Below are 23168 nucleotides of genomic sequence, written 5' to 3'. Positions count from 1 at the left end.
CGGGCCGACTCGACGTCGTAGAGGTGCGCATCCGGGCCGACTCGGCTCAGGTCAGGCGCGCGGCGGCGGCGGCGATGCGCTCGTCGGTGGCGGTGAAGGCCACGCGGACGTGGTCGGCGCCGGCGGCGCCGTAGAAGTCGCCGGGCGCGACGAGGACGCCGCGCTCGGCGAGCCAGGCGACGGTGTCGAGGCAGGGCTCGGGGCGGCCGTCGACCAGGCGCGTCGACCACAGGTAGAGCGAGGCCTCGGAGTGGTCGACCCGGAACCCCGCCCCCTCGAGCGCGGTGCGCAGCACGTCGCGGCGCGCCGCGTAGCGGGCGTGCTGCTCCGCGGCGTGGGCGTCGTCGTCGAGCACGGCGGCCATCACGCGCTGCTGCGGCGTGGGCATCATCAGCCCGAGGTTCTTGCGGACGGCGAGCAGCTCACCGACGACGGCCGGGTCCCCGACCACGCACGCGCACCGGTAGCCCGCGAGGTTGGACCGCTTCGACAGCGAGTGGACCGCGAGCAGCCCCTCGTGGCTGCCACCGCAGACCTCCGGGTGCAGCACCGAGACCGCCGACGCCTCCCAGCAGCACTCGAGGTAGCACTCGTCGGAGACGAGCAGCACCCCCCGGTCGCGGGCCCACCCGACCAGCGCCCGCAGGCGGTCCGGCCCCAGGACCCGACCCGTCGGGTTGGACGGGCTGTTGAGGTAGACCAGCGCCGGGGTGCGCTCCAGCGCCTCCGGCTCGTCGGTGGCGACGACCTCGGCGCCGGCGAGCACCGCACCCACCTCGTACGTCGGGTAGGCGACCTCCGGGATCGCCACCAGGTGGCCCGGGCCGACGCCGAGCTGCGTGGGCAGGCCGGCGATCAGCTCCTTCGAGCCGACGACCGGCAGCACGCCGTCGAGGCCGAGGCCCGTGACGCCGTGGGCGCGGGCCAGCCAGTCGACGACGGCCTGCCGGGTGACCTCGAGGCCGAGGGTCGTCGGGTAGCCCGGGGAGTCCGAGGCCGCCGCCAGCGCCTGCTGCGCCACCGCCGGCGTCGGGTCGACCGGCGTGCCGATCGAGAGGTCGACGATCCCGTCGGGGTGCGCGCGCGCCACGGCGGCGTACGACGCGATCCGGTCCCAGGGGAAGTCCGGCAGGCGCGCCGAGACCCGCCCGGTCCGCGCCTGGGTCATCGGCCCGGGGCGACGATCACTCGTCGTGCTCCTGCGGGGGCAGCGCCGCGACCAGCGGGTGGTCGTGGTCGATCTCGCCCATCTTCGCCGCACCGCCGGGCGAGCCCAGGTCGTCGAAGAAGTTCACGTTGGCGGCGTAGAAGTCCTTCCACTGCTCCGGCGTGTCGTCCTCGTAGAAGATCGCCTCGACGGGGCACACCGGCTCGCACGCCCCGCAGTCGACGCACTCGTCGGGGTGGATGTACAGCATCCGCTTGCCCTCGTAGATGCAGTCGACGGGACACTCGTCGACGCACGCGCGGTCCTTGAGGTCGACACACGGCTGCGCGATGACGTAGGTCACCAGTTCCTCCTACATGCTCATGACGGACTCGGCCCAGCCTAGTATCCCGTCGTGCTGGGACCACAGGTGGTGGGGCTCCGGGTCGTCGTGCGACGTCTCGTGCCCGGGGAGACGGGCCCCTCGGGAGGCCCCGCGATGACGGACCTGCTGGGCGTCTGCGAGGAGTGGACCGCCGACGACCTCGCCGTCCGCGGCGAGGACGGCACGCTGGTGCGGATCCCCCTCGACCACGTCGTGTCGGGCAAGCCCGTGCCCCCGCGGGCCTCGGTGCTGCTGCGGGTGCCCGCCGCGCGCCTGCACCGCGCAGGCCTGGCGATGTGGACCGGCCTCGAGACCGCACCTCTCGGCGACTGGCTGCTGCGGTCCGCCCCGCGGGAGCCGGCGCGTCGCGCCAACTCGACCCTCGCCCTCGGCGACCCGGGCCTGCCCGCCGCCGAGGCCCACGCCGCCGTCGTGGCCTTCCACGCCGCCCGCGGCTCGGCGCCCCTCGTCGCGGTGGAGGTCGGCTCCCCCGCCCACGCGGGGTTCGCGGAGGCCGGCTGGGTCCGCCAGCACGCCGACGAGGACGACAGCCTCGTGCTGGTCGCCTCGATCGCGATGCTGCGTCGCGAGCTGCCGCCGGAGCCCGACGACGCCGAGGAGGTCGTCGACGGCCCCCGCCTCGCCCTCGCCGTGCCGGGCGCCCGCGGCCGCGCGGCGTACGACGGGGACTGGCTCGGGCTCTACGCCATCGAGACCGACCCCGCCCACCGCCGGCGCGGGCTGGCTCAGCAGGTGCTGTCGGGGCTCCTCGGCTGGGGCGCCGAGCACGGCGCGCGGTCGGCGTACCTGCAGACCCACGCGGCCAACGGACCCGCCATGGCGCTCTACGAGCGGCTGGGCCTCGTCACGCACCACGCCTACCGCTACCTCGTGCCCCCGGCCTGAGCCGGCGCCCGGTCGAGCGGGCCTCGGCGTGGACGCGCGAGCCTGGGCCGGGGGCTCAGGGCAGGCAGGCCAGCGGCCCGTAGCCTCCGGGGCGGGCGGGCCCCGGACGGCCGAGGGCGTCGAGCGCGATCGCGATCGCGGTGCGGTTGGCGGGGATGAGCACGTGCTCGGCGAGGTTGCCGGCGCAGACGTCCTGGAGCCGCAGGTTGGTCACGTTGGCCGCGGGCCGCAGCCACCCGTTGGTGTGGGGCACCACGACGGCGTCGTAGCGCGTGACGACGTTGGTGTAGCTGACGTCGCCCGGGGAGTCGTCGGGGGCGTTGAGCGCGGTCAGGAACGCCGACCCGGCCCCCTGCTGCGCGCAGGCGGGACAGCCGAGGAGGCCCGCCGGGGCCAGCAGCTCGGCGCGGTAGGTGCCGTAGTTGCTCGGCGCGAGCCCGACGAGGTCGTCGACCTTGCCGAGGCCCCCGAGGTTCTTCAGGTAGTACCGCGGCATCATCCCGCCCTGGGAGTGGCCGACGATCGAGACCTTCGCGGCGCCGGTCGAGGCCAGCACGCGGTCGACGAACGCCGCCAGCGTGGCGGCGGAGTCCTCGATGCGCTGGGTGCCCCGCAGGCCGTAGTCGACCGAGTACACGCAGTAGCCGGCGGCCCTCACGCGCAGCGAGAGCCGGTCGAGCGGCGTGCGGGAGTCCGCGAACGTGCCGTGCACCAGCACCACCGGGACGGGCCGCTGCACCGTGGGCCGGCACGACCAGTCGTTGGCGCCGAGCGGGCTCCCGAACGGGTGCGAGAGCTCCTCGGCCGCGTCGCCGTCCGCCGCGACCGCGCCCGCCGGGGCGCTCGTCGCGCCGAGCGCGGCGAGGACGGCGGCCAGGGTGGCGAGCAGTGCGAGCAGGACGGTGACGGGTTTCCCGAGTGTGGTCACCGCCACACCGTAACTCGCAGTTGCACAGCGCGCTACGGATCAGCGGCGGTTGCCGCCACCCCCGCCGCCGCTGCCCCCGCCGTTCGCGCCACCGCCGTTCGCGCCACCGCCGTTCGCGCCACCGCCGTCCGCGCCACCGTTGCCGCCGTCACCGCCGCCGGAGGGGGGCGGCGGGGGCGGGGGCTCCTCGCAGACGACGGTGTCGGACGGGGTGTAGGTGACGTTCTGCGTCTCCTCGCGCACGACCTCGGACTCCCCCGCGTTGCGGAAGATCCGGGTGACGTCGACGTCGAAGCCGTCGAAGCCGGAGTTCGGGGTGCAGTCGGGCAGCGTCAGCGTGCGGGTGCCGGGCGAGGTGAAGTTGTAGCGCTCCGAGGTCCGCGACTCGATGTCCCAGACCTTCGTCGACCACATCGTGACGGTGACCGAGCCGGCCGACGTGGGGGTCGACGGCCGGATCGAGGACGAGATCAGCACCCCGTGGTCGGTGTCGTTGCGGAAGCGCAGGTCCAGCGACCCGAACACCACGGTCGCCTCGCGGCCGACCGGGTAGCGGTCGATGTAGAACGAGTGCGGCTTGTGCTCGACGTCCTCGAGGCCGGCGAAGAACGCGGCGTTGTACGTCGTGGTCGCCATCTGCGACACCCCGCCGCCGAGGTCCTCGGCGAAGATCCCGTCGGAGATCACGAAGCCGGTCGTGAAGCCGTTCTCGACCGTCCGCTCCCCCACGACGTCGTTGAACGAGAACACCTCGCCCGGCTTGAGCAGCGTGCCGTCGACGTTCTCGGCCGCCTGGCCGATGTTGACGTTGCGGTACTCGGCGTAGGGGAACTCGGTGGTGAAGGTCGAGACCTGCTCCCGCACCCCGAGCGCCCGGGCGTCGGCGGCGGTGAAGCGGGGTCCGACCTGACGGGTCTCGACCTCGCCGCGGCGACCGTCGCCCTCGGCGGCGGCCACCTCGAGGAAGGTCGTCGCGGCGGCGGCGGGAGTGAACCCGAGGCCCTTCTCGCCGGGGACCACCTCGGGGCGTCCGTCGACGAGTCGCACGGTCGCGTCGACCGGGCGGGCGTCGGCGGGGATCGCCTCGTCGAGCAGCTCGGTCAGACCGGCGCGGTCGACGCGGGGCTCGAGCTCGCCGTCCGCGGCGACCATCCGCAGCAGCCCGTCGTACTCGCCGGGGTCGAGCTCGACCTCGGTGCCGTCGAGGGTCAGGACGACCGGGGCGGACATGGCGGGGTCGGCGAACGTCTCGCGGGCCTCGGCGACGTCGGAGGCGTCGACGTCCGGCACCACCGGGCCGAGGGCGAGCTCAGCCGTCGGGTCGGGGTCGAGGTACGCCGCGAGCAGGGCCTCGCGGGTCACCTCCGGCTCGAGGCTGCGGCCCTCGCGGGCCTCGGTGGCCTCGACCGCGCCGTCGGTGAAGGCCACGGCCCCCTCGACCGCGGGTCGGCCGTAGCGCTCGTCCAGGTCCGCGACCGTGCGGTCGAGGGCGTCGTCGTCGACGTCGACCACGGCGTCGGCGGACTCGCCGCCGGTGTACCAGTCCCACAGCCGGACCGGGGACAGGCTGCGGGAGCCGCCCACCTCGGCGACCGACTCCTCGTGGTCGACGGCCACGCCGAGGTCGTCGGGGGTGACCTCGGTGCGCTCGTCCCCGACCCTCACGGCCACGGGGGCCGCCTCGCGGTCGGCGAGCTCGCGGCGCAGCGTGTCCTCGGCGTCCTCGGCGCTCAGGCCGCCGACGTCGACGCCCGCCACGCTCGCCCCGCGCGGGACCTTGTCGCCGGCCACGGCCCAGGCGACGAGGTAGAGCACCGCGACCAGCAGCAGCGCGCCGAGCACCACCAGCAGGACACGACGGCGGCGACGGGCGTCCGACGCCGTCCGACCCGTCTCGTCGGGCGGCACGGCGGGACGCTCCGCGGTGTCGGTGCTGGGAGGACTCACGGCCCGCATCCTAGGCAGACACGGGCCCGGACCCGGATTCGTCGGGGGGCCCCCGCCGGGCGGCGGGGAGGGTCAGCAGCACCACGACGGCCACGACCAGCGCGAGGGCGAGCAGCAGGTAGCCGAGCAGGTCCGCGACCACCACGACGTCACCGCCGGGGCCCGTGCGCAGCCCCACGACGAGCACCGGGACGAGCCACCCGAGCGCGAAGACCGGACGCGCCAGCCACCCGCGGGGCAGCGACAGCACCGCGGCCAGCGTCGCCGCCGCCGCGAGCGCGAGACCCCACCAGCGCCCGTGCAGGGCGAGGCTCGCGACGCCCGTGCCCAGCCCGGCCGTCAGCAGGAGCGGCGCCAGCACCGCGGGGTGGCTCCGGCTCACCCGATCCCGGCGAACAGGTCGGTCTCGAAGCCGTCCTCGTCGGTCTCGCCGCGGACCCCCTTGACGATGCGGTAGGCCTCGGCGCCCCAGATCCGGTTGCCGACGTTGTTGGACAGCGCGAAGAACCCGCCGTCCGTCTGCACCTGGGTGCGGTGGCGGCGCAGCGCCTCGAGCTTGGTCTCGGTGTGCTCCTCGGCGTCCACGACCGCGCTGATGGCGGAGTCGGGGGCCACGAAGTGCGGCAGGGGACCGTCCGGGTCCATCCCCTCGAAGGTGGTGGTGTCGCCGGACTCGCGCAGGGCCCGCAGGCTGGCGCGCATCCGGCTCTCGGACATCGCGCCCCAGTAGATCTTCGCGATGTCCCAGGGCTCCCCCAGCGCCGGCTTGTACGACGGGACCGCGGCCAGCTGCGCGGCGTACATGGCCACGCGGTGGGCCTGGATGTGGTCGGGGTGGCCGTAGCCGCCGAACTCGTCGTAGGTGACCAGCACCTGCGGGCGGACCTCGCGGACGATCTCGACCAGCGCGTCGGCGGCCTCGGTGAAGTCGGCGAACCAGAACGAGTCGGGGGTGACCTCGTCGGCGACGACGGCGTGGCCGTCGTCGTGCCACTTCATGCCCGAGTCCTTCCACCGGCCGAACCCGCCGAGCCAGCGGTGGTCGGTCACGCCGAGCACGGACAGGGCGTCGGCGATCTCGCCGCGGCGGTGCTCGCCGAGCCCACCGTCGCGGTCGGCGGCGAGGTGCTCGAGCTCGGGCACCAGGACCTCGCCGAGCTCGCCGGCGGTGCAGGTGACGAGCGTGACGCCGCGGCCCTCGGCGACGTACTTGGCCATCGTGGCGCCCTGTCCGATGGTCTCGTCGTCGGGGTGGGCGTGGACCAGCAGCAGGCGCTGGTCGGGGGGCGTGCTCATGGGTCCGAGCCTACGGCTCGCGCTTGAGCCGGCGCGGCGCGGTCGGCAGGTCCAGCGGCACCGTGCCGCCGGTGCCGCCGGCGCCGCCGGTGCCGCCGGTGCGCGGTCCGGGGTCGACCTGCTCGTCGTCGAGCCAGCCGTCGTGGGTGTCGACCAGCAGGTCCAGCACGAACGACGGGGCGTCGGTGGTCACCGCCCACGGGTGGTCCTCGTCGTCGTCCTCGCCGGCGAGGCGCTCCCGCAGGACGACGGCGTCCCAGCCCTCGTCCCGCAGCCGCGCCGCGACCGTGTGGGCCGCGTCGGCGTCGAAGAAGATCCCGCGCACGCTCAGGCCTCCGCGGCGTCCGGCGGGGCCACGTAGGGGGTGCCGTCGACGCGCTTGAGGACGCGGGCCGGGTTGCCGACGGCGACCACCCCGGCGGGCAGGTCGCGGACCACGACCGCACCGGCCCCGACGACCGTGTCCTCGCCGATCGTGACCCCGGGGCAGACGACCACGCCGCCGCCGAGCCAGACGTTGTCGCCGATGGTGATGGGCTGCGCGCCCTCCCACAGGTCGCGGCGCGGGCCGGGCTCGACGGGGTGGGTGGCGGTCAGCAGCTGCACGCCGGGGCCGACCTGCACGTGGTCGCCGAGGGTGATCAGCCCGCAGTCGAGGGCGACGAGGCCGTAGTTGACGAAGCAGTCGCGGCCGAGGCTGAGGTGCACGCCGTAGTCGACGTGGAGCGGGGCCCGGATGACGGAGCGCTCCCCGAGGCCGCCGAGCATCTCGACCAGCAGCTCGCGACCGCGGTCGGGCTCGGCGACCGAGGTCGCGTTGAACCGCTCGGCCAGCACCTGGGCGCGCTGCGCCATCGCGGACAGCTCCGGGTCGTCGGCCTGGTAGGGGTCGCCCGCGAGCATCCGCTCGCGCATCGTGGCGTCGCCGTCGCGGCTGTACGTCGCGGTCTCGGTCGTCATGCGCCCGACGCTAGCGCCTCGCGGAGCGCGGGCAGCCGGGCCTCCAGCCCCGCCAGGGCCGCCTCGGTGCGCGCCGGCTCGCCGGCCGCCGCCATGCCCGCGGCCATCTGCGCGTCACCCCGCCCGGACGCGGCGCGGATGCCGCCGATCGCCAGGCGGACCCGGCCCGGCACCGCGTCGAGGATCTCGCGGGCGCCCGGCCCGTCGTGCCGCCCGCCGCCGTAGGACGCGGCCAGCAGGCGCAGCCGACGGGCGGCGTGCGCGGGGTCGCCCGGGGCGGCACGGACGAGCGGGACGGCGTGCCAGGCGAGGTGCGCCAGCTCCAGCAGCGGGCTCGAGGGGCCGGCCAGGTCCCAGTCGAGGACCCCGGCGAGGTCGTCGCCGTCCCAGACGAGGTTGGACGGCGCCAGGTCGTTGTGGGCGACCAGCCGCGGGGCGTCGACGCCGTGGAACCGCCAGGGGCCGGGGTGGTCGAACGACGCGACGGCGGCGTGCAGTCGCGCCGTCCACGCCCCGAGCGCGGCCAGCCGGGCGTCGGGGAGCTCGTCGGCGTCCACGTCGACCACCCGGCCGGGCAGGAAGTCGAGCACCTCGCGCCCGCGGGCGTCGGTGCCGTGCACCGCCGGGACGTGGGGCAGGCCGGCGGCGGCGAGGTGGCCCAGGAGCGCGTGGACGGCGGGGGTCCACGGCCCGACGGGCCGCCGCACCGTGGCCCCGACCCGGACGGCGCCGCCGACGTGGCCGCCGGCGAGCACCTCGCCGTCGAGCAGCGTCTCGCGCAGCGCCGGCAGGAAGGGCCGGTCCGGCTCCAGCCAGTCGACGTCGCCCAGCTCCTCCGGGCCGAGCCACGTCAGCCGGTCGTGCTCGGCGGCCACCGGCCCGCCCGACCGGTCGTCCACGAGACGGCACTCCGCCGCACGCAGCACCAGGCCGGGACGGATCTCGACCTCCGCGTCGAGCCAGCGCCGGACGACGACCGCGCAGCCGAGCTCCTCGGCGACCTCGCGGACGACGGCGTCGCCCGGGTCCTCGCCGGGCTCGACCTTGCCCCCGGGCAGCTCCCAGCGTCCGGCCGTCTCGGGCGGGTGGGTGCGCCGGGCCGCGAGCAGGGTCCCGTGGCGCACCACCGCCGCCCCGACGACCAGCTGCGGGGGCACCGCTCAGACGGTCCGGAGCCGGATCGTCTCGTCCATCGCGCCGAGGCGGGCCAACGCGTCCGGGCTGACGGGCGCGGCGACGTCGGTCACGGCGTACCCGCACTCGCCGCGGGTGGCCAGCACCTGCCGCTCGATGTTGACCCCGGCCTCGGCGAGCACGTGGTTGGCGCGCGCCAGCACCCCGGGGGTGTTGGCGTGCAGGTGGGCGATCCGCTGCGCCGAGGCCGTGCGCTCGGGGGTCAGCGTCGGCACGTTCACCGACAGCGAGGTCACGCCGCCGTGCACGTAGTCGCGCAGCTTGGCCCCGACGAAGCGCCCGATGTCCTCCTGCGCCTCCTCCGTCGAGCCGCCGACGTGGGGCGTGAGGATGACGTTGTCGAGGCCGCGCAGCGGGGAGTCGAAGTGGTCGCCCCGGTTCTTCGGCTCGTCGGGGAACACGTCGACCGCGGCGCCGGCGACCTGCCCGGAGCGCACGGCGTCGGCCAGCGCGTCGTAGTCGACGAGGAAGCCGCGGGAGAGGTTGAGGAACAGCGAGCGCGGCTTCATCATCGCGAACTGCTCGCGCCCGAAGATCCCGGCGTTGCCGGCGCGACCGTCGACGTGGAGCGTCACGGTCTCGACGGCCGCGAGCAGCTCGGCCAGCGAGGAGCAGCGGGTGGCGTTGCCGAGGGCGAGCTTGTCGTCGACGTCGTAGAAGAAGACCTTCATGCCGAGCATCTCGGCGACGACCGACAGCTGGGAGCCGATGTTGCCGTAGCCGACGATGCCGAGGGTGCGGCCGCGGACCTCGTGGCTGCCGGCGGCCGACTTGTCCCAGATCCCGTCGTGCAGCGCCTTGTCGCGCACCGTGAGGCGGCGGGCCATGGCGATGATGTCGGCGATCGCGAGCTCGACGACCGACCGGGTGTTGGAGAACGGCGCGTTGAACACGGCGATCCCCGCCCGGGTGGCCGCCGGGAGGTCGATCTGGTTGGTCCCGATGCAGAAGGCCCCGATGGCGGTGAGGTCGCCCCGCGCCTCCAGCACGCGCGCGGTCACCTCGGTCTTGGACCGGATGCCCAGCAGGTCGACGCCCTCGAGGGCCTCGATCAGCTCGTCCTCGTCGAGGGCGCCGGAGCGGGTCTCGATGTCGAACCCCGCGTCACCGAGGACGGTCGAGGCCAGCGGGTGGAGGTTCTCCAGGAGTAGGGCGCGCACGTCGGACGAGTCTGCCCGAGTCGAGCGGCGGGGTGCGAAACGGCGCCGGATCGCGGGACGGGGCGGTGACGCACCGGACCGCCGCCGCCCCCACAGGCACTCACAGCCTCCTGCGGGGCGCGGCACAGTCCGCGGGGCCAGCCTGAGGGGGTGCTCGACCTCATCGACGGCCTGCCCGTCCACCCGCTCGTCGTCCACGCCGTCGTGGTGATGCTGCCCCTGGCGGTGCTGGGGACGCTCGCGATCGCGCTGCGGCCCGCCTGGCGGGTCACCTACGGCCCGCTGCTCGTGGGCGTCGCCCTCGTCGCCACCGTCCTGCTGCCCGTCGCCACCTCCAGCGGGGAGGCCCTGGAGGAGCGGGTCGGCGACCCCGGCGTCCACGCCCAGCTCGGGGAGACGCTGCTGTGGTTCGCCCTCCCGCTGCTCGTCCTCGTCACCGCGCTCGTGGTCCTGGAGCGGCGGCGGTCGTCCGGGAAGCCGCTCCCCGGCCCCGCCGCCCTGACCACCGGCGTCGCCGTGCTGGCCGTCGTCGCCGCCCTCGCGGCCGGGGTGCAGGTCTACCGCGTCGGCGACTCCGGCGCCCGCGCCGTCTGGGGCGACCAGGTGGCGTCCTCCGCCCCCGCGCCGGCCCCCGCCGCGGCCCCCGCGGTGGCCCCCGTGGCCGTCAGCCGACCGGGCGGTGGCGCAGCAGCGTGAGCCCGGAGCGGAAAGTCCGGGACTCCAGGGTCTCCATCCGCGGCAGCGCCAGGCCGTCCGGGAAGAACCGGCGACCGGCGCCCTGCACCACCGGGAAGACGAACTGGCGGTACTCGTCCGCGAGACCCGCCGCGATCAGCGTGTGGGCGAGGCGGATCGAGCCGGTCAGCACGATGTCGGTGCCGTCGCGCCCCTCCGGCGCCGGCGCCGCCTTGAGCGCCGCGACCTCCGCGACCGGGTCGCCGGACAGCACGGTGGTGCGGTCCCACGCGGGCTCGGTGAGCGTCGACGACACGACGTACTTGTCGACGCCGTCGAGGTAGTCGCTGACGCCGGTGGTGTCGTCGGCGAGGTCGCGCCAGTAGCCGCGCAGGTCCTCGAAGGTCCGCCGCCCGCACAGGAAGGCGGTCGCGGCCGCGTCCTGGCGGCGCATCTCCTCGGTCAGGTCGGGCTGGTCGCCCTGCCCCTGCGCGTCGAACCAGTCCCCCAGCATCTCCACGGCGCCGTCGAGGGTCACGTTCTGCGTGATCACGAGTCGTCTCATGGTGGGGCCGACCGTCCCCGGGCACGGGACTCATCGGGCCGGGCCTCGGGCGGGGACTCGTCGGCGCCGGCCGCGCGACCCGCCGTGCGAGCATGAGCGGCATGAGCAGCGCGCCGGTCCCGCCGTCCGGGGCCGGGCTCGGCCTGCACCGCGCCGAGGACCTCGGCGCGCTGTGGCGGGAGCTCACGGCCGACGTGCCCGACGGCGACCGCGGTGCCCGCGCGCTCCTCGCCGCGCTCGGGACCGAGGGCCGCCACGCACGCCGGGCGTACGGCGCCCTGGGCCTCGGCGTACGACGGGCCCTGACGTGGGAGCCCGCCGACCGGCGCGACCCCCGCTGGTGGCCCCAGGGGATCAGCGACCCCCACGAGCCGGGCGGCGACCTGCTGCTCACCACCTGGTACTCGAAGAAGCTCGACGGGGTGTCCCACGGCTCGCGGATCACCGCGCTCGACGTCCGCCGGCGCCGCTACCTGCACGTGCTCCTCGTGGAGCCGCGCGCCGGGCGCGACGGCGGCCCGCCGACCTTCCGCCCGTTGCAGGTGCACGCCGGCGGCCTGGTGTGGTGGGGCGACTGGGTCCACGTCGCCGCGACGGCCCGCGGCTTCGCGACCTGCCACCTCGACGACCTCGTCCGCGTGCCGGCGGCGTGGCGCGAGCGCACCTTCGGTCACTCCTGGGTGCTCCCGATGCGGGTCGCCCACCGCGCCCGCACCGCGGACGGGACCGACCCGCTGCGCTACTCGTTCCTCTCCCTCGACGACCACGACCCGGCGCACCCGGCGCTGGTCGTCGGCGAGTACGGCCGCGGCAGGCAGACCCGCCGGCTCGTCCGCTGGCCCCTCGACCCGGCCGACCGCCTGCCGGCGGTCGACGCGTCCGGGCGCGCCGAGCCGATCGAGGTGCTCGACGGCGTGCCGGGCATGCAGGGCGCCCTGCGCCGCGAGGACCGATGGGTCGTCAGCACCTCCCACGGCCCCACCACGCCGGGGTCGCTGTGGGTGCGACGCGACGCGGACGGCGCCTGGCGGCGACGCCGGTGGGCCACCCCGGTGGGTCCGGAGGACCTGACGGTCCGCGGCGGGGCCGACGGGGCGGGTGGGGACGAGGTCTGGACCGTCACCGAGCACCCGCGGCGACGCTGGGTGGTCGGGATGAGGATGCCGCGGGATTGACCCGTCCGGGATTCCCCGTCGGGCTCAGCCGCGGGGCGGGCGCGGGGTCCGGGCGAGCTGGCGGCCCTGGGCGACCAGCCGTCCGGAGGAGTCCCAGACCGCGCTGTCCTCCTCGAACAGGCCCCCGGCCACGGTCCGGGTCTCGTGGCGCACCGCCAGCCAGCCCGGCTCCGGGTGGGCGCGCACGTGTGCCGTCAGCTCCAGCGTGGGCGCCCAGCCGGGCAGGCCCAGGTCGTAGGTGACCGGCGGGAGGGCGTCGAGCACGAGGAGCAGCAGCCAGGGGTCGGGGGCCGCGCCGTCGGCCAGTCGGAGCCAGCCCTGCTGCACGCCGCGCCCCGACGGCGCCCCGCGCAGCCAGCCGGCGGACGTCGGGTCCATCCGCATCTCGAAGCGCTCCACGAACGGTGCCTCGCGCGCGAAGGCCGGCGCGACGTCGGCGGGACCCACGCAGTCCTCGGGCGGCGGCAGGTCGGCCGGCGGTGCGACCGGGACCGGGCCCGCGGCCGGGTCGGGCTCGCGCGCGAGCACGCCGTACGTCGCGAGGGCGGAGAGGCGGACCTCCTCGGTCCCGTCGGCCGTCGCCTGGACGAGCTCGGCGCCGAGGACGGCACTGGAGCCCCCCTCGCGCACGACCCGGGTCCGCACCGTGGCCGCACCCGGGGCCGCGGCGCTCGCGTAGTAGGCCGAGACGGCCAGCGGGTCGGGCGCGTGGGTCGCGACCCGCCCCATCCCCCGGGCGACGGTGGCGAGCAGGTAGCCGCCGTTCAGCGCCGCCCCGATCCGCCAGCCGGCGTCCAGCTCCGCGGCGTACGCGCCGTCGCCGAGCGCCTCGACCCCGGTCGCCCGCGCGAACCCGGCTCCCCCGGGAGCACCAGCACCTGGAGCCCCGGCCCCGGGAGCCTCAGCGGACATCGTCGGCGTAGGCGATGATCCGGTTGAACAGCGTCAGCATGGGCGCGCTCGCCGCGGAGACCGGCCGGTCGTCGAGCAGGCTCGTCAGGGTCGCCGTGTCGGGGTAGCCGCACTCCTCCGCCACCCGCGCGCAGGCCCGGGCCGCGTCGCGCACGACCCACGGGTCGACGCTCCACATGCCCTCCATCACGCGGTCCGCGTTGTCGAGGTGGTCCTGGCCGGGCAGCTCCCAGGCGCTCAGCGCCGCGCAGAACTGCGGGGAGTCGCACACGACGCTCCACTCGTGACGCATCGGGGCGTCGGGCGCCAGCGGCACCTCGGCCGGCACCACGTCGGCCCGCATCGTGCGGAACGCCGAGAACACCACGGCGGCGTCGGCGACGCGGGACAGCTCGGCCCAGCGCTCCTTCGCGGTGCGGTAGTGGCCGACGCGCTGGAAGTTGCCGAACAGCACCGGTCGCGCCGCCGTCGCGAGCGCCTCGTCCTCGATCGCCCAGGACAACGACATCATCATCGACTTGCGCAGGCGCAGGGCCTCGAGCTCCGGGTGCCGTGCCCGCAGCGAGGCGAAGACCGACGGCGCCGACGGCCCGCGCCGCGCGGAGGCCAGGACGTCGCCGATGGCGGCCTCCAGCCGGGTGCCGGCGTCGCGGCGACGCACGACCTCCTTGACCTCCTCGCACTGGGCCTCGCGGTAGCGGCGGTGGCCCCCCGGCAGCCGCTCCGGGCGGGGGAAGTCGTGGCGCCGCTCCCAGGCCCGCAGGGTGGCGGCGCTCACCCCGGTCCGCGCCGCCACGTCGCCGATCGTGAGGTGTGCGTCATCGGACACGTCGTTCTCTGGACCGGTCATCAGGTTCATGCTAGACCTGTACATAGTGTCGAAGTCGTAGAACAGAACCTGAACAGACCTGAACAACGCGGAGAGGTCCCCGATCTCCGCGCCCCGGGCCCCCACGGCCCACTCCAGCCGGGAGGATCCCGATGAGCATCAGCAAGGGCGACACCGTCACCTGGAACACCCCGCAGGGCACGACGGAGGGCACCGCGGTCGAGAAGAAGACCTCCCCGTTCCAGCACGACAAGCAGAAGTTCAACGCGAGCGACGACGAGCCGTACTGGATCGTCGAGTCCGACAAGACGGGCTCCCAGGCCGCTCACAAGGAATCGACCCTCGAGAGGGGATGACCGTGCCCACCACCGAGACCCCGCGACGCGTACGGCGCCGTGAGGAGACCACGCGCCTGTTCGCGGAGATCTCCGAGGCCACCGACGACGCCACCCGTGACCGCCTGCGCGACGAGGTCGTCGTCGTGAACCTCGAGCTCGCGCGCACCCTCGCCGGGCGCTACCGCAACCGCGGCGTGCCGATCGAGGACCTCGAGCAGGTCGCCAGCCTCGCGCTGGTGCAGGCCGTGCGCCGCTTCGAGCCGGCGCCCGAGCGTGACTTCCTGTCGTACGCCGTGCCCACCATCCGCGGGGAGCTGCGCAAGCACTTCCGCGACCTCGGCTGGATCGTGCGTCCTCCCCGCCGCATCCAGGAGAACCAGTCGCGGGTCGTCGCGGCCTTCGAGGAGCGGACCCGCACCGGCGAGCCCCGGACGGCGGCCGACGTGGCCGCGGTGCTCGGCATCAGCGTCGAGGACGTCGACGAGGCCATGCGGGCGCAGGGCTGCTTCCACGCGTCCTCCCTCGACCTGCCGGTCGGCCAGGACTCGACCACGACGGTCGCCGACACCCTGGTGCGCGACAGCACCGCGGAGACCGAGGCCGCCGAGACCCGGGCCCAGCTCGAGCCGATGATCCGCTGCCTGCGCGAGCGCGACCGCCTGATCATCCGGATGCGCTACGTCGAGGACTGGACCCAGCAGGAGATCGCCGAGGCCATCGGCGTCACCCAGATGCAGGTCTCGCGGCTGCTGCGGCGCATCCTGCGCGACCTGCGGGAGATGACGCCCGCCTCCTGAGGACCGGACCGCGCGCACGACCGGGCGCCGGCGCTCGTGCGTCCGGACCTCACCAGCGGTCGTGGACCACCGGGCGCAGCCGCTCGTCGTACAGGCGCCGCACGCCGTCGAGGAACTCCTCCGGCAGGGTCCCGAGGCGCCCGGCCGCCGCGTTGGCACGCGCCTGGTCGGCCGACCGGGCGCCCGGGATGACCGTGGTGCAGCCCGGCTGCGCGACGCACCAGGCGATCGCCGCCTGCGCGGGCGTGACGTCGCCGGGCAGGTCGCCCGCGAGTCGCGAGAAGTCCTGCGCGGCGCCGACGCCGAGCTCGAAGGGCACCCCGGAGAAGGTCTCCCCCACGTCGAAGGCGGACCCGTCGCGGTTGAAGGTGCGGTGGTCGTCGTCGGCGAAGGTGGTGGCGGCGTCGTACCGGCCCGAGAGCAGGCCCGAGGCCAGCGGCACCCGGGCGACGATCCCGACACCGGCCTCGGCGGCCGCGGGCAGCACCTGCTCGAGCGGCTTGAGGCGGAACGCGTTGAGGATGATCTGCACGCTCGCGACGCCGGGGCGGGCGATCGCGGTGAGCGCCTGGTCGACGGTCTCCACGCTCACGCCGTACGCCGCGATCGCGCCGTCGGCGACCAGCGCGTCCAGGGCGTCGTACGTCGCGTCGTCGGCGAGGGTGGCCGACGGCGGGCAGTGCAGCTGGACGAGGTCGAGCACCTCGACGCCGAGGTTGCGGCGCGACCGGTCCGTCCACTCGCGGAAGGCCGCGGCGGTGTAGCTCTCCGGCACCTGCTCGGCGCGACGGCCCATCTTGGTCGCGACGACGAGGCCGGCGTCGGGGTGGTCGGCGACGAAGCGGCCCACGACGCGCTCGCTGCGGCCGTCGCCGTAGACGTCGGCGGTGTCGTAGAAGGTGACGCCGGCCTCCAGCGAGGCCTCGAGGACCTCGCGGGCGTCGGCCTCGCTCACCTCGCCCCAGTCGGCGCCGAGCTGCCAGGTGCCGAGCCCGACCACGGTCACGTCGCGGCCGGTCCGGCCCAGGGTGCGCTTCTCCATCGGTACGTGTCTCCTCGGGTCCAGCGGGGTCGGGGTGGGTCGGGCGGGGTCAGGCGGTCAGGAGGGGCCGACGGTCCAGGACACGGTGGCGCGGGAGGTCTCCCCCGCGGCGAGCGTGGCGGAGGGCCAGTCCGGGTGGTGCGGGGAGTCGGGGTGCAGCTGCGGCTCGAGCGCGACGCCGTCGCCCTGGCGGTGGGGCACGCCGCCCCGACCCGTCTCGGTGCCGTCGAGCATGTTGCCCGTGTAGACCTGCAGGCCGGGACGGTCGCTGCGCAGCGTGAGGCGGGTGCGGGTGGCGGGGCTCGTCAGGACCGCGACGGTCCGCAGGGTCCCGTCGTGCTCGCCGAGCACGAGGTCGTGGTCGAGGCCGGGCCCGGCGACCACCTGCGGGTGGGGGTCGCGCACCACGTCGCCCAGACGGCGTGCGGTGCGCAGGTCGAACGGGGTGCCCGCGACGTCGGCGAGCGCCCCGAGCGGGATGCCCGTCGGGTCGACCGGCGCCCAGCGGTCGGCGGGCACCTCGAGGGTGTGGTCGTCGACCGTGCCGGACCCGACGCCGCTGAGGTTCCAGTAGGCGTGGTGCGACAGGTTGACCACGGTCGTGCGGTCGGTGGTGGCCTCCAGGTCGAGGCGCAGGGTGTCGCCCTCGAGGCGGTACGTCGCGACCACCTGCAGCGCACCGGGGTAGCCCTGGTCGCCGTCGGGGCTGTCGAGCTCGAGGCGGACCCGCTCGTCGTCCGCCGCCGCGAGGCGCCAGGCCCGCAGGTGGTAGCCGTCGGGGCCGCCGTGGAGGTGGTGGCCGCGGTCGTTGGTCGGCAGCCGGACCGCGCCGCCCGGCAGCGGCAGGTCTCCGTGGGCGATGCGGTTGGCGTAGCGACCGACGACGGCGCCGTGGAAGCCGGTGCCCGCGAGGCGGTCGGCCAGGGTGTCGTGGCCGAGCACGACGTCGCGCCTCACACCGTCGCCGCCGGTGACGACGAACCGGTCGACGCAGGCGCCGAGGCTCAGCAGGTGCACGACCGGGCCGGGGGCCTCGCCCAGCACGACCCGCTCGACCGGCTCGCCGTCCGGTGTCGCTCCCACCACCGCGCGCTCCACGCCCGTCACGCTAGCGGGCGTCCTCGAGGCGGCGGTCGACGGCGGCGGGGGCGAGGGCCCCGTCGAGGGCCATGGCCCCGCAGCCGACCACGCCCGCCCGGTCGCCGTGCGTGGCGGGCAGGAAGCGCAGGTCGCGGGTGGCGAGCGCGGTGGCGCGGGCGTAGACGCTCTCGCGCAGCCCGGCGACGTAGGTGTCGTAGGCGCCGGCCATGTCGCCGCCGACGACGACCGCCGAGGGGTTGAGCAGGTTGACGGCGACGGCGAGGACCTCGCCGAGGCGCCGGCCGGAGTCGCGCAGCATGCCGCGGGCCTCGGCCTCGCCGGCGACCGCGAGGGCGACGAGCTCGCGGACGTGGTCGACGCCGCGCCCGCGCGCGGCGCGCTCGGCGACCAGCGCCCAGCCGCCGGCCACGGTCTCGAGGCACCCCCGGGCGCCGCACCGGCACGGGAGGCCGTCGACGGGCTCGACCAGGGTGTGGCCGATCTCCCCCGCGCCGCCGAGGTGCCCGCGCTGCACCTCGCCGCCGGCCACGATGCCCAGCCCGAGCCCGGTCGAGGCCTTGAGCACCAGCAGGTCGGTGTGGTCGCGGGCGTGGCCGAGCAGCTCCGAGAGCGCCAGCACGTCGGCGTCGTTGCCCACCCACAGCGGCGCCGAGGTCACCTCGGCGAGGCGGGGCGCGAGGTCGACGCCGTCCCAGCCGGCCACGACCGGCGAGTCGACGCTGACCCCGCGGACCGGGTCGATGCTGCCCGGCAGGCTCAGGCCGACGCCGTAGACCGCGCGGGCGCCGGGTGGGTCCCCCGCCCCGACCTCGGCGAGCAGGTCGCGCAGCCCGGCGACCACGCGCGGCATCACCGCGTCCGGGCCCGCGCCCACCTCGTGCTCGGCCTCCGAGCAGGCCAGCTCGGTGCCCGCCAGGTCGAGCACCGCCAGCTGCGTGCGGGAGCGGCCGACGGCGACGGCGAGGACCGCGCCGGCGGCGGCGTGGAACACCAGGGTGCCGGGCGGGCGCCCACCCGCGGAGGCCTCCTCGCGCCCGGGCACCAGCAGGCCCGCCCGCAGCAGGGCGTCGACGCGGGTGACCACGGCGGTGCGGGACATCCCGGTGACGCGGCGCAGGTCCGAGCGGGTCGCGGCGCGGCCGGTGCGCACCAGCTCGAGGATCTCTCCCGCCGTCTCGTTCACGTCTGTGACCCTAGAGGCCGACACCGACCGGCACCCGCAAGGTCACCTAGTTTTAACGTGAGAAAACAGAAGTCGTGCTTGCAACGGTCGAATCCGGTCCCTAGCGTGGGCGCGTGACCCTTCACCCCGTCGTCGCCGCCGTGACGGACCGCCTCGTGGAGCGCAGCAGCGCCTCCCGGGCGGCGTACCTCCGGCGGATCCGCGCCCAGGCCGGGGGTGGCCCGGCCCGCACCGACCTCGGCTGCGCCAACCTCGCCCACGGCTTCGCCGCCGAGTCCGCGACCGCCAAGTCGGCGCTGCGCGGCCGGGTCAAGCCCAACCTCGCGATCGTCACCAGCTACAACGACATGCTCTCGGCGCACCAGCCGTTCGCGGACTACCCGCCCCAACTCAAGCGCGCGGCCGCCCGGGCCGGCGGCCTGGCGCAGGTCGCGGGGGGCGTGCCCGCGATGTGCGACGGGATCACCCAGGGCCGCGCCGGCATGCAGCTGTCGCTCTACAGCCGCGACGTCATCGCCATGTCGACGGCGATCGCGCTCTCGCACGACATGTTCGACGGCGCGCTGATGCTCGGCGTCTGCGACAAGATCGTGCCCGGCCTGCTGATCGGCGCCCTGTCCTTCGGCCACCTGCCCACCGTCCTCGTGCCGGCCGGGCCGATGACCTCGGGCCTGCCCAACGCCGAGAAGGCCGCCGTGCGCCAGGCCCACGCCGAGGGCAAGGCGACCCGCGACGAGCTGCTCGCGGCCGAGTCCGCGTCGTACCACTCGGCGGGGACCTGCACCTTCTACGGCACCGCGAACTCCAACCAGCTGCTGATGGAGGTCCTCGGGCTGCACCTGCCGGGCTCGAGCTTCGTCAACCCCGGCACGCCGATGCGCCGGGCCCTCACCGACGCCGCCGCGGCCCGCGCGGTGGCGATCACCCGCCAGGGCGGCGAGCCGACCCCGATCGGCGAGATCGTCGACGAGAAGGCGATCGTCAACGCCTGCGTGGCGCTGCTCGCCAGCGGCGGGTCGACCAACCACACGCTGCACCTCGTGGCGATCGCGCGCGCCGCGGGCATCGAGCTCACCTGGGACGACCTCTCCGACCTCTCGGGCGCCGTGCCGCTCCTGGCCCGGGTCTACCCCAACGGCTCGGCCGACGTGAACCACTTCCACGCCGCGGGCGGCATCGCGTTCCTGGTGCACACCCTGCTCCGCGCGGGGATGCTCCACGAGGACGTGCGGACCGTCGCGGGCCACGGCCTGCGCCACTACACGACCGAGCCGCGCCTCGCCGGCGACGGCGGCCTCACCTGGGAGGAGGGGCCGAAGACCTCCGGCGACCTCGACGTGCTGCGCCCCGCCGACGCGCCGTTCAGCCCCGACGGCGGCCTGAAGGTGCTGACCGGCCCGCTGGGCACCGGCGTCATCAAGACCTCCGCCGTCGCCCCGGAGCACCGCCGCGTCTCGGCGCCGGCGATCGTCTTCGACGACCAGTCCGAGCTGCTGGCCGCGTTCGAGGCCGGCGAGCTGGCCGACCGCGACTTCGTCGCCGTCGTGCGCTACCAGGGCCCGGCCGCCAACGGCATGCCCGAGCTGCACAAGCTCACCCCGGCCCTGGGCGTCCTCCAGGACCGCGGCCAGCGGGTCGCCGTGGTGACCGACGGGCGCATGTCCGGCGCGTCCGGCAAGGTCCCGGCCGCCATCCACCTCACCCCCGAGGCCGCGCTGGGGGGCCCGCTGTCGCGGATCGCCGACGGCGACCTGGTCACCCTCGACGCCGAGCGCGGCGTCCTGGAGGTCGCCGACGTCGCCGGGCTGCAGCGCCGCGAGCCCACCGGAGGAGCCCCCGAGGGCGAGGAGTTCGCCGGCACCGGCCGCGAGCTGTTCGCCGCGTTCCGCGCGACCGTCGGTCCCGCCGACCGCGGGGCGAGCGTCTTCCCCGGCGCCCTCGCCGAGACCGCCCTCCCCCGGGCCCGACGGGAGGCCGGCGTTGTCGAGCCCGCGTGAGGACCCGGCCACCCGGTCGTCCCCCGAGTCGTCCCCCGGGTCGTCACCCGCGTCACTGCTGGACGTCGTCCCGGTCATGCCCGTGGTCGTCGTCGACCGCGTCGCGGACGCCGTGCCCCTGGCGCGCGCGCTCGTCGCCGGCGGCCTGCCCGCGATCGAGCTGACCCTGCGCACGCCGGTCGCGCTGGACGCGATGCGCGCCATCGCCGCCGAGGTGCCCGGGATCCTCCTGGGCGCCGGGACGGTGACCACCCCGGCCCAGGCCGAGGCCGCCGTCGACGCGGGGGCCCGGTTCCTGGTCTCCCCGGGCGCCACCCCGGGCCTGCTCGCGGCGATGACGGCGACGGGCGTCCCCTTCCTGCCGGGCACGGCGACGGTCTCGGAGGTGCTGGCGGTCCTCGAGGCGGGCGTCACCGAGATGAAGTTCTTCCCCGCCGAGGCCGCGGGCGGGGCGCCCTGGCTCTCCTCGGTCGCCTCCCCGGTCCCGGCGGCGCGCTTCTGCCCGACCGGCGGGATCACGGCCGCGAGCGCCCCGACGTACCTCGCCCTGCCCAACGTCGGCTGCGTCGGCGGGTCGTGGATCACCCCGAAGGACGCCGTCGCCGCCGGCGACTGGGACCGCGTCGAGCAGCTGGCGGCGCAGGCGGCCAGACTGGGCGCGTGACGACGACCCCCAGCTCCGCGACCGACGAGTGGGGCCTCCAGCTGGAGTGGCTGGACGCCGACGACGAGCCGCAGGCCCTGACCGACGAGCGCGCCGCGCCGATCCGCGAGGCCGTGGGCCGCCCGCCGGCGGACCTCGAGTCCGTCGCACCCCTGGTGCTGCGTCCCGGGGCGCCGAACCCGCTCGGCCCGTGCTCGGTGCGCTGCGAGGACGGCGTCGTCCGGGACCTGGGCGACGCCGTGCCCGACGACTTCCCGCTCGGCTACCACCGTGTCGTCGGTGCGCGCGGGACCACCGAGGGCCGCGAGCGGCGCCTGGTCGTCTCCCCCGGCGTCTGCTTCCTGCCCGACGAGCCGCGGTGGGGCCTCGCCGTCCAGCTGTACGGCGCCCGCTCCCGCGCCTCGGCCGCCCACGGCGGCACGGGCGACCTCGCCGACCTCCGGGTGCTGCGGGAGTGGGCGGTCGGCCTGGGCGCCGGGTTCCTGCTGGTCAACCCCCTGCACGCCGCGACCCCCGGGCTGCCGCAGGAGTCCTCGCCGTACCTGCCGGCCACCCGTCGCTTCCGCCACCCGCTCTACCTGCGGGTCGAGGACGTCGCCGGCTACGACGCCGACCGCGACGAGCCCGCCGGTGACGGGCCCGACGGTGACGGGCCCGACGGTGACGGGCCCGACGGTGACGGGCCCGACGGTGACGGGGCCGGGGTGCACGCCCTCGACGACCTCGTCGACCGCGACGCCGCCTGGGCGCGCTCGCAGCACGTGCTGCGCTCCGTCTTCGCGCACACCGTGGTGGCCGACGGCGACGACGGGGACGGCACCGACGAGGGGTTCCGGGCCTGGCGCGCCGAGCGGGGGGCCCCGCTGGCGGACTGGTCCACCTGGTGCGGCCTCGTCGGCGAGCACGGCGGCGACTGGCGCACCTGGCCCGAGCCGCTGCGCCGACCCGACTCCCCCGCCGTCGCGGAGTGGGCCGCCGAGCATGCCGACGAGGTCACCTTCCACGCCTGGACCCAGTGGCTGCTCGCCGGGCAGCTGGCCACGGCCGGCGGCGACACCACCGTCGTGCAGGACCTCCCGATCGGCGTCTCGGCCTCCGGCGCCGACGGCTGGGCCTGGCAGGACGTGCTCGCGCTCGGCGCGAGCGTCGGCGCGCCCCCGGACGCCCTCAACGCCGACGGCCAGGACTGGGGCTCCCCGCCGCTGGTGCCGTGGAGGCTGCGGATGGCCGACTACGAGCCGTTCGTGGAGTCGCTGCGCGGGACCATCGCCGGCGCGGGCGGCCTGCGCATCGACCACGTGATGGGGTTGTTCCGGCTGTGGTGGGTGCCGGAGGGGCGGCACCCGCAGCAGGGCGTGTACGTGCGCTACCCCTGGCGCGATATGCTCGACATCGTCGCGCTGGAGTCGCACCGCGCCGGCGCGGTCGTGGTCGGCGAGGACCTCGGGACGGTCGAGCCCGGCGTGCGGGAGGCGCTCGCGGAGCGCGGCATCCTGTCCTACAAGGTCCTCTACTTCGAGGACGACGACCCCGCCGACTGGCCGGTCTCGGCGATGGCCACGGTCACCACCCACGACCTGCCCACCGTGGCCGGGCTCTGGTCCGGCAGCGACGCCGCCGACCAGGCCGAGGCCACGGGGACCGCGACCGCCGCCGCGGTGCGGGCCTCGCAGGCCGAGCTGCTGGAGCGGGTGACCCGTGACGGGGTGCCCGCGTCGGCCGGCGTCACCGAGGCCGTGCACGCGGCCTACACCCAGCTCGGGCGGGCCCCGTCGCTGCTGGTCTCCGTGGCGCTCGAGGACGCGGTCCTCGACGAGCGGCGTCCCAACGTGCCGGGCACCACCGCCGAGCAGCGGCCCAACTGGTCCCTGCCGCTGCCCGTGCCCGTCGAGGACCTGCCCGGCCACGAGCCGGCCGAGCGGCTGCTGCGGCTCGTGGACGCCGCCGTGCGCGGCTGAGGACCGCCA

General features: G+C 75.9%; 24 protein-coding genes. 8 read left to right on the top strand and 16 right to left on the bottom strand.

The genetic code is table 11. The features are described from left to right. Positions 1–46: 46 nt before the first annotated feature. Both dapC and fdxA read right to left on the bottom strand, forming a co-directional pair. Positions 47–1168: a succinyldiaminopimelate transaminase gene (gene dapC, locus ABD158_RS10025; RefSeq protein WP_344006663.1), complete on the bottom strand. Its 1122-nt coding sequence runs from the start codon at positions 1166–1168 to the stop codon at positions 47–49. Between the two features lie 16 nt (positions 1169–1184). Continuing rightward, positions 1185–1511 carry a ferredoxin gene (fdxA, locus tag ABD158_RS10020; protein ID WP_344006661.1) on the bottom strand — a complete coding sequence of 109 codons (327 nt, stop codon included), beginning with the start codon at positions 1509–1511 and terminating at the stop codon, positions 1185–1187. 51 nt (positions 1512–1562) lie between these two features. Between fdxA and ABD158_RS10015 the strand changes: the two genes are divergently transcribed. Continuing rightward, a complete protein-coding gene (locus tag ABD158_RS10015) occupies positions 1563–2438 on the top strand; it encodes a GNAT family N-acetyltransferase (RefSeq protein ID WP_344006659.1) in 876 nt (291 codons plus the stop codon). Positions 2439–2493: 55 nt separating this feature from the next. Here ABD158_RS10015 and ABD158_RS10010 read toward each other — a convergent pair whose 3' ends face one another. Genes ABD158_RS10010 through serA form a run of 8 tightly spaced genes read right to left on the bottom strand, consistent with a single transcriptional unit; the run spans position 2494 to position 9974 of the window. Beyond that, positions 2494–3366: an esterase/lipase family protein gene (locus tag ABD158_RS10010; protein WP_344006657.1), complete on the bottom strand. Its 873-nt coding sequence runs from the start codon at positions 3364–3366 to the stop codon at positions 2494–2496. 39 nt (positions 3367–3405) lie between these two features. Continuing rightward, the gene (locus ABD158_RS10005; protein ID WP_344006655.1) at positions 3406–5313 is read right to left on the bottom strand and encodes a VanW family protein; all 1908 of its coding nucleotides are present in this window, start codon (positions 5311–5313) and stop codon (positions 3406–3408) included. A 10-nt stretch (positions 5314–5323) separates the two neighbouring features. Further along, on the bottom strand, positions 5324–5695 hold the full coding sequence (locus tag ABD158_RS10000) for a hypothetical protein (RefSeq protein WP_344006653.1): 372 nt from the start codon (positions 5693–5695) through the stop codon (positions 5324–5326). Next, complete coding sequence (gene mshB / locus ABD158_RS09995) at positions 5692–6609, bottom strand: N-acetyl-1-D-myo-inositol-2-amino-2-deoxy-alpha-D-glucopyranoside deacetylase (RefSeq protein WP_344006651.1); 918 nt, start codon at positions 6607–6609, stop codon at positions 5692–5694. The genes ABD158_RS10000 and mshB overlap by 4 nt, the downstream gene beginning before the upstream one ends. Positions 6610–6619: 10 nt before the next feature. Next, positions 6620–6934 (bottom strand): hypothetical protein, encoded by a 315-nt coding sequence (locus tag ABD158_RS09990; protein WP_344006649.1) that lies wholly within the window; start codon positions 6932–6934, stop codon positions 6620–6622. A gap of 2 nt (positions 6935–6936) precedes the next feature. Continuing rightward, on the bottom strand, positions 6937–7569 hold the full coding sequence (locus ABD158_RS09985; RefSeq protein WP_344006647.1) for a sugar O-acetyltransferase: 633 nt from the start codon (positions 7567–7569) through the stop codon (positions 6937–6939). Further along, positions 7566–8726, bottom strand: coding sequence for an NUDIX domain-containing protein (locus tag ABD158_RS09980; RefSeq protein WP_344006645.1), 1161 nt, complete (start codon positions 8724–8726; stop codon positions 7566–7568). The genes ABD158_RS09985 and ABD158_RS09980 overlap by 4 nt, the downstream gene beginning before the upstream one ends. A gap of 3 nt (positions 8727–8729) precedes the next feature. Then, positions 8730–9974 carry a phosphoglycerate dehydrogenase gene (gene serA, locus ABD158_RS09975; protein ID WP_344007023.1) on the bottom strand — a complete coding sequence of 415 codons (1245 nt, stop codon included), beginning with the start codon at positions 9972–9974 and terminating at the stop codon, positions 8730–8732. Between the two features lie 99 nt (positions 9975–10073). Between serA and ABD158_RS09970 the strand changes: the two genes are divergently transcribed. Then, positions 10074–10619, top strand: coding sequence for a DUF2231 domain-containing protein (locus ABD158_RS09970; protein ID WP_344006643.1), 546 nt, complete (start codon positions 10074–10076; stop codon positions 10617–10619). Here ABD158_RS09970 and ABD158_RS09965 read toward each other — a convergent pair. After that, positions 10588–11151, bottom strand: coding sequence for a dihydrofolate reductase family protein (locus tag ABD158_RS09965; protein ID WP_344006641.1), 564 nt, complete (start codon positions 11149–11151; stop codon positions 10588–10590). The two genes, ABD158_RS09970 and ABD158_RS09965, sit on opposite strands and share 32 nt — an antisense overlap. A 113-nt stretch (positions 11152–11264) precedes the next feature. Here ABD158_RS09965 and ABD158_RS09960 point away from each other — a divergent pair, with 113 nt between their 5' ends. Further along, positions 11265–12338 (top strand): hypothetical protein, encoded by a 1074-nt coding sequence (locus tag ABD158_RS09960; protein WP_344006639.1) that lies wholly within the window; start codon positions 11265–11267, stop codon positions 12336–12338. 24 nt (positions 12339–12362) lie between these two features. Here the strand turns inward: ABD158_RS09960 and ABD158_RS09955 are convergent, their stop codons facing one another. Together ABD158_RS09955 and ABD158_RS09950 are read right to left on the bottom strand one after the other, a co-directional pair. After that, the gene (locus ABD158_RS09955) at positions 12363–13250 is read right to left on the bottom strand and encodes a thioesterase family protein (RefSeq protein WP_344006637.1); all 888 of its coding nucleotides are present in this window, start codon (positions 13248–13250) and stop codon (positions 12363–12365) included. Then, positions 13240–14100 (bottom strand): DICT sensory domain-containing protein, encoded by an 861-nt coding sequence (locus ABD158_RS09950; protein WP_344006635.1) that lies wholly within the window; start codon positions 14098–14100, stop codon positions 13240–13242. The genes ABD158_RS09955 and ABD158_RS09950 overlap by 11 nt, the downstream gene beginning before the upstream one ends. Positions 14101–14231: 131 nt before the next feature. Here ABD158_RS09950 and ABD158_RS09945 point away from each other — a divergent pair, with 131 nt between their 5' ends. Then, positions 14232–14435, top strand: coding sequence for a hypervirulence associated TUDOR domain-containing protein (locus ABD158_RS09945; protein ID WP_344006634.1), 204 nt, complete (start codon positions 14232–14234; stop codon positions 14433–14435). Positions 14436–14437: 2 nt separating this feature from the next. After that, the gene (locus tag ABD158_RS09940) at positions 14438–15214 is read left to right on the top strand and encodes a sigma-70 family RNA polymerase sigma factor (RefSeq protein WP_344006632.1); all 777 of its coding nucleotides are present in this window, start codon (positions 14438–14440) and stop codon (positions 15212–15214) included. Positions 15215–15263: 49 nt separating this feature from the next. On the opposite strand, the gene ABD158_RS09935 is transcribed toward ABD158_RS09940, so the two are convergent. The 3 genes from ABD158_RS09935 to ABD158_RS09925 are packed head-to-tail and all read right to left on the bottom strand — an operon-like array spanning position 15264 to position 18540. Then, a complete protein-coding gene (locus tag ABD158_RS09935) occupies positions 15264–16256 on the bottom strand; it encodes an aldo/keto reductase (RefSeq protein WP_344006630.1) in 993 nt (330 codons plus the stop codon). Between the two features lie 57 nt (positions 16257–16313). Next, positions 16314–17354 (bottom strand): aldose epimerase family protein, encoded by a 1041-nt coding sequence (locus ABD158_RS09930; protein WP_344006628.1) that lies wholly within the window; start codon positions 17352–17354, stop codon positions 16314–16316. Between the two features lie 10 nt (positions 17355–17364). After that, entirely contained in the window at positions 17365–18540 is a 1176-nt protein-coding gene (locus ABD158_RS09925) for an ROK family transcriptional regulator (RefSeq protein ID WP_344006626.1), read from the bottom strand. A 113-nt stretch (positions 18541–18653) separates the two neighbouring features. Between ABD158_RS09925 and edd the strand changes: the two genes are divergently transcribed. The 3 genes from edd to malQ are packed head-to-tail and all read left to right on the top strand — an operon-like array spanning position 18654 to position 23159. After that, positions 18654–20537: a phosphogluconate dehydratase gene (edd, locus tag ABD158_RS09920; RefSeq protein ID WP_344006624.1), complete on the top strand. Its 1884-nt coding sequence runs from the start codon at positions 18654–18656 to the stop codon at positions 20535–20537. 55 nt (positions 20538–20592) lie between these two features. Then, positions 20593–21201, top strand: coding sequence for a bifunctional 4-hydroxy-2-oxoglutarate aldolase/2-dehydro-3-deoxy-phosphogluconate aldolase (eda, locus tag ABD158_RS09915; protein WP_344007021.1), 609 nt, complete (start codon positions 20593–20595; stop codon positions 21199–21201). Further along, positions 21198–23159, top strand: a complete 1962-nt coding sequence (gene malQ / locus ABD158_RS09910; protein WP_344006623.1) for a 4-alpha-glucanotransferase — start codon at positions 21198–21200, stop codon at positions 23157–23159. The genes eda and malQ overlap by 4 nt, the downstream gene beginning before the upstream one ends. The last annotated feature ends 9 nt before the right edge of the window (positions 23160–23168 follow it).

It is taken from the genome of Nocardioides lentus (assembly GCF_039529515.1).
GTDB classification, from domain to species: Bacteria; Actinomycetota; Actinomycetes; order Propionibacteriales; family Nocardioidaceae; genus Nocardioides; species Nocardioides lentus.
The sequence above is the reverse complement of the archived record's forward strand: the minus strand, read 5'-3'. Positions and strand labels throughout refer to the sequence as shown.

What these genes read in the sequence shown, in the direction of transcription:
- dapC (WP_344006663.1), bottom strand. Translation starts at nt 1,168, where the DNA reads ATGACCCAGGCGCGGACCGGGCGGGTCTCGGCGCGCCTGCCGGACTTC.
- mshB (WP_344006651.1), bottom strand. Translation starts at nt 6,609, where the DNA reads ATGAGCACGCCCCCCGACCAGCGCCTGCTGCTGGTCCACGCCCACCCC.
- ABD158_RS09985 (WP_344006647.1), bottom strand. Translation starts at nt 7,569, where the DNA reads ATGACGACCGAGACCGCGACGTACAGCCGCGACGGCGACGCCACGATG.
- ABD158_RS09960 (WP_344006639.1), top strand. Translation starts at nt 11,265, where the DNA reads ATGAGCAGCGCGCCGGTCCCGCCGTCCGGGGCCGGGCTCGGCCTGCAC.
- ABD158_RS09955 (WP_344006637.1), bottom strand. Translation starts at nt 13,250, where the DNA reads ATGTCCGCTGAGGCTCCCGGGGCCGGGGCTCCAGGTGCTGGTGCTCCC.
- ABD158_RS09950 (WP_344006635.1), bottom strand. Translation starts at nt 14,100, where the DNA reads ATGACCGGTCCAGAGAACGACGTGTCCGATGACGCACACCTCACGATC.
- ABD158_RS09945 (WP_344006634.1), top strand. Translation starts at nt 14,232, where the DNA reads ATGAGCATCAGCAAGGGCGACACCGTCACCTGGAACACCCCGCAGGGC.
- ABD158_RS09935 (WP_344006630.1), bottom strand. Translation starts at nt 16,256, where the DNA reads ATGGAGAAGCGCACCCTGGGCCGGACCGGCCGCGACGTGACCGTGGTC.